Here is a 4545-nt window from a genome sequence, read left to right as displayed (position 1 = left end):
GTCCCGCGAGGGCCCCGACAAGGCCGTACCCCGCGACCCGGACGGCGCCCAGTTCACGGTGACATCCCGCCGCGAGGCCTGAACGACCGACCCATCCCAGACGCCGGCCGCGGGCCGACGCAAGCAACATGCGCCAACGCCGCCGAGATCCACACCAGCAGCGACCCGCGCGAGGGCCCCGACAGAGCCGTACTCCACGACCCAGACGACGCCCGACCCGTCCCGGCCACGGGCCACGGGCCGACGCCAGCGCCGAAGCAGGGTCGCGTGGTCAGGTGCACCGGAGCGGACGCCTGGCGTCGTGGCACGCACAAAGCGGAGCCCGCCGCGCGCAACTCGGAGCAAGGTCCGGTGCGCCGACGCGGGCCGCAGATCCCGGTCCGGGCCGGTCGGGGGTTCCGGTCCGGGGCCGGAGATCCCGTGCCCGGCGCGGGTCGGAGGACGTGCGGGTGCTTCGGAACCCATGGCGCCGGCCCCAGCACGACGACAGGCCCAGGCCGCCGCCGGGTACGGCACGCGGGGCGGAAGGCCGCTCCGGCCCACCCGGCCGGGGAGCGCACCACCGGGCTGCCGATCCCGCTCGGCGCGCGCCCGGCTGTGGTCAGTGGGGATTCTTCGGGGGGCGGGACAGGAGGATCAGGCTGCGGGGGTCGGCGCGGAGGGTGCCGCCGGGTTTGTGCTCGGCCTCGTCCGGGGGGCCCAGGGGTTCGGCGGTGTCGAGGAGGGTGGTCCAGCGGTCGCCGTAGGCGCGGCCGGGCAGGCGGAAGTCGACCGGTTCCCAGTAGCCGTTGAGCAGCAGGAGGAAGGAGTCGTCCACCAAGGAACGGCCCTGCCGGTCGGGTTCGGCGATGGCGTCGCCGTTGAGGAAGACCGTGACGGAGTGCGCGTCGGAGCGCTGCCAGTCCTCCTCCGCCATCGCGCGGCCGTCCGGCAGCAGCCACACCAGGTCGGGCAGCGGCTGGTCGTTCCGGGTCGCCGTGTGCCCCTGGAAGAAGCGGCGTCGGCGCAGCACGGGGTGGGCGCTGCGCAGGCCGATCAGGTACCGCGTGAAGTCCGTGAGCTGCCGCTGCTCTCGGGTCAGCCGCCAGTCGATCCAGGAGACCTCGTTGTCCTGGCAGTAGGCGTTGTTGTTGCCGCCCTGGGTGCGCCCCATTTCGTCGCCGTGGCACAGCATCGGGATACCCTGTGAAAGCAGCAGCGTGGCAAGGAAGTTACGCTGTTGACGGGCCCTCAGTTCCCGGACGGCCGGGTCGCGGGTCTCCCCCTCCGCCCCGCAGTTCCAGGACCGGTTGGCGCTCTCGCCGTCCCGGTTGCCCTCGCCGTTCGCCTCGTTGTGCTTGTCGTTGTACGACACCAGGTCGAGCAGCGTGAACCCGTCGTGCGCGGTCACGAAGTTGACGCTGGCGCGCGGCCTGCGCCGGTTGTGGGCGTACAGATCGGCGGACCCGGTGAGCCGGGAGGCGAACTCGCCGAGCGTGTGCTCCTCACCGCGCCAGAAGTCCCGTACCGCGTCGCGGTACAGGCCGTTCCACTCCGACCACAGCGGCGGGAAGTTGCCCACCTGGTAGCCGCCCTCGCCGACGTCCCACGGCTCCGCGATCAGCTTCACACGGCTGATCACCGGGTCCTGCTGGATCAGGTCGAAGAACGCCGACAGCCGGTCCACCTCGTGGAACTGCCGGGCCAGCGTGGCCGCGAGGTCGAAGCGGAAGCCGTCGACGTGCATCTCGGTGACCCAGTACCGCAGCGAGTCCATGATCAGCTGCAACACGTAGGGGTGGCGCATCAGCAGGCTGTTGCCGGTGCCCGTGGTGTCGTAGTAATGCGCCCAGTCGCCGTCGACCAGGCGGTAGTACGAGGCGTTGTCGATGCCCCGGAGGGACAGCGTCGGGCCCTTCTCGTTGCCCTCGGCGGTGTGGTTGTAGACCACGTCGAGGATCACCTCGAGCCCGGCCGCGTGCAGCGCCTTGACCATCGACTTGAACTCGGCGACCTGCTGCCCGCGCATGCCGCCGGCGGCATAGCCGTTGTGCGGCGCGAAGAAGCCGATGGTGTTGTAGCCCCAGTAGTTGGAAAGGCCCCGGCCCTGGAGCACGCCGTCGTGCACGAACTGGTGGACCGGCATCAGCTCGATCGCCGTCACACCCAGCGAGGTCAGGTGCTCGATCACTGCCGGGTGCGCCAACCCCGCATAGGTGCCGCGCAGTTCGGGCGGCACCTCGGGATGGGTACGAGTCAGGCCGCGTACGTGCGCCTCGTAGATCACGGTGTCGGAGTACGCCCGCCGTGGCGGACGGTCGTCGCCCCAGTCGAAGGCCGGGTCGGTCACCACGCCCAGCATGGTGTGCCCGGCGCTGTCGGCCGGGTCCGGGCCGTGCGCGGCCCGCTCGTACAGCGAGGGGTGGTTGTCGATCTGCCCGTCCACCGCCGTGGCATAAGGGTCGAGGAGCAGTTTCCTCGGGTTGCACCGGTGGCCGGCGGACGGGTGCCAGGGACCGTGCACGCGGTATCCGTAGCGCTGCCCCGGCCCGACACCGGGCAGGTAGCCGTGCCACACGAAGCCGTCGACCTCGGTCAGCGGCACGTCGCGATGGGTGCCGGCGTCGTCCACCAGGACCAGGTCGACGCGCTCGGCCACCTCGCTGAACAGCGCGAAGTTGGTGCCCTTCCCGTCGAACGCCGCCCCCAGCGGGTAGGGGTACCCGCTCCACACGGGTACCCCTTTCCGTCGTCTTCGCCCGGTCATGGGGCCGCTTCCAGCACGACCTGCGGCGCGCTGAGCGGAGAGGCCAGTGCCGTGACCGGCATCTCGCGCGGCGTCTGCAGACCCTCGCGCAGGGTCGGATCCGGGGCCGTCGGGACCAGCGGGACGCGCACCCCGGCGCGGGCCCGCTGCGAGAACCAGATGATCTTGCTGCCGGCCCGGGAGGCGCAGCAGCCCCAGCCGTCGCTGGTCGCGGCGATACGGGCCAGGCAGCCACGCAGGTCCTGGTCGGGACGCAGGTCGTGGTTGTTCTCCCCGACGGCGGTGATCAGGTGCTGGCCGGTCCACCACATCTCGATGGAGGTGTGCTTGTCGGTGGCGTGTTCGTCGATGGCCTTCAGCAGCATCTCGGCACCCCCGCACACGGGGTCGACGAGGTCCTCCAGGTCCCAGAAACGCAGGTGCGCGGCCAGGATGCGCCTGACCTGCCCGACCCGTTCCGGGCTGACTTCCACGTCGAGGTGGTAGTAACAGGGCACTGCGGTCTTCATCGTCGTTGGCTCCTCACCGGCGAGGCCCACGCTCCGCTCCCGCAGGTGCGAGGAGCCCCGAAATCACGAAGCGTGAACATTTGTTGCCTCTGAGTCAGAATCCACAGTGCGCGCGCTACGCCATTCGTGCAACACGAGCAGGTCAGCGCACTTGTTGAAGATCCAACAGGACGCTGTGTCGTTGAACGTGCACCATGAGTGAAGTCTCGAGCGCCGTAAACGGGACCGCCGCCCACGCGTGCGCGGTCGCCGCCCCGGCTGTCGGGGAAACGAGCCCATCGAGCGCATCCGAAAGGTGAACGGCGCCATGCTGCTACCCGCCAAAGCCGAAGTCGCCCGGCATTTGCGCCGCTACCGGGCATGGGAACGCGCGATGCTCGCGTCGCCCGACGACCGCCGGGTGCGGTCCACCTTCGAGGACTCGGGCTACACCCTGTGCGTACTGATGGGCAAACGCTGCGCGCGGGAGGCCGCGGACGCCGCCGAGCGCTATCTGTGCACCAGCCTCGGCACCTACCTGCGGGAGCAGAGCGGCCGGCCGCACCGGAGCGCCGTGCCCCGCCGGGGCCCGCCGAAGGCGGCCCAGAGGCGTTCCCGCGCCGGGAGGTAGATCCCGCCCGGCACGACCCGATTCCCCGGCCGGGCGCGAGCCCGGCCTTGAGCACGGTGGAGGTGACACCCATGAGTTCGACCTCGAGCCAGGCCGCCGGTACGGCCTCGAGTACGGCCCCGAGGATCGGCCGCATCCCGGTGCGGGACGTCCGTCCGGCCGTGGAGGGCGGCAGGCGAGCGGCCAAGGCGGTCGCGGGAGAGACGTTCCCTGTCACCGCCACCGTGTTCCGCGAGGGCCACGACGCGGTGGCCGCCAACGTGGTGCTGACGGACCCGGAGGGCCGGCCCGGCCCGTGGACGCCGATGCGCGAGCTGGCGCCCGGCACCGACCGCTGGGGCGCCGAGGTCACTCCGGGTGCGGCCGGCCGCTGGACGTACCACGTGGAGGCCTGGGCGGATCCGGTGGCCACCTGGCGCCGCGTCGCGTCCGTCAAGGTTCCGGCCGGCATCGATGCCGGGCTGGTGCTGGAGGAGGGGGCAGCTCTGCACACCCGGGCGGCGGCCGGAGTGCCGCAGGGAGCGGAGCGGGACACCGTGCTCGCCGCGGCGGCGGCGCTCGAGGACGACTCGCTGCCGGTGATGACCCGGCTGGCGGCGGCGTTGACGCCGGAGGTGGACGCGGTCCTGGCCCGGCATCCGCTGCGGGAGCTGGTCACCGCCTCCGAACCGCTCGACCTG

General features: G+C 71.7%; 4 protein-coding genes. 2 read left to right on the top strand and 2 right to left on the bottom strand.

All coding sequences use genetic code 11. The features are described 5' to 3' along the window. Positions 1-601 precede the first annotated feature (601 nt). Positions 602-2746: a glycogen debranching protein GlgX gene (gene glgX / locus ABZ818_RS13690; protein ID WP_361413630.1), complete on the bottom strand. Its 2145-nt coding sequence runs from the start codon at positions 2744-2746 to the stop codon at positions 602-604. Then, a complete protein-coding gene (locus ABZ818_RS13685) occupies positions 2743-3255 on the bottom strand; it encodes a pep a2 (protein ID WP_361413627.1) in 513 nt (170 codons plus the stop codon). The genes glgX and ABZ818_RS13685 overlap by 4 nt, the downstream gene beginning before the upstream one ends. Positions 3256-3562: 307 nt before the next feature. Between ABZ818_RS13685 and ABZ818_RS13680 the strand changes: the two genes are divergently transcribed. Together ABZ818_RS13680 and ABZ818_RS13675 are read left to right on the top strand one after the other, a co-directional pair. Continuing rightward, the gene (locus tag ABZ818_RS13680) at positions 3563-3865 is read left to right on the top strand and encodes a DUF5133 domain-containing protein (RefSeq protein WP_361413625.1); all 303 of its coding nucleotides are present in this window, start codon (positions 3563-3565) and stop codon (positions 3863-3865) included. Between the two features lie 71 nt (positions 3866-3936). After that, positions 3937-4545 (top strand): maltotransferase domain-containing protein (locus ABZ818_RS13675; RefSeq protein WP_361413622.1); only part of this gene is annotated, 609 nt, incomplete at its 3' end.

It is taken from the genome of Streptomyces sp. NPDC047453, from assembly GCF_040643155.1.
Classification (GTDB): domain Bacteria; phylum Actinomycetota; class Actinomycetes; order Streptomycetales; family Streptomycetaceae; genus Streptomyces.
This window is presented reverse-complemented; position numbering and strand designations above follow the sequence as displayed.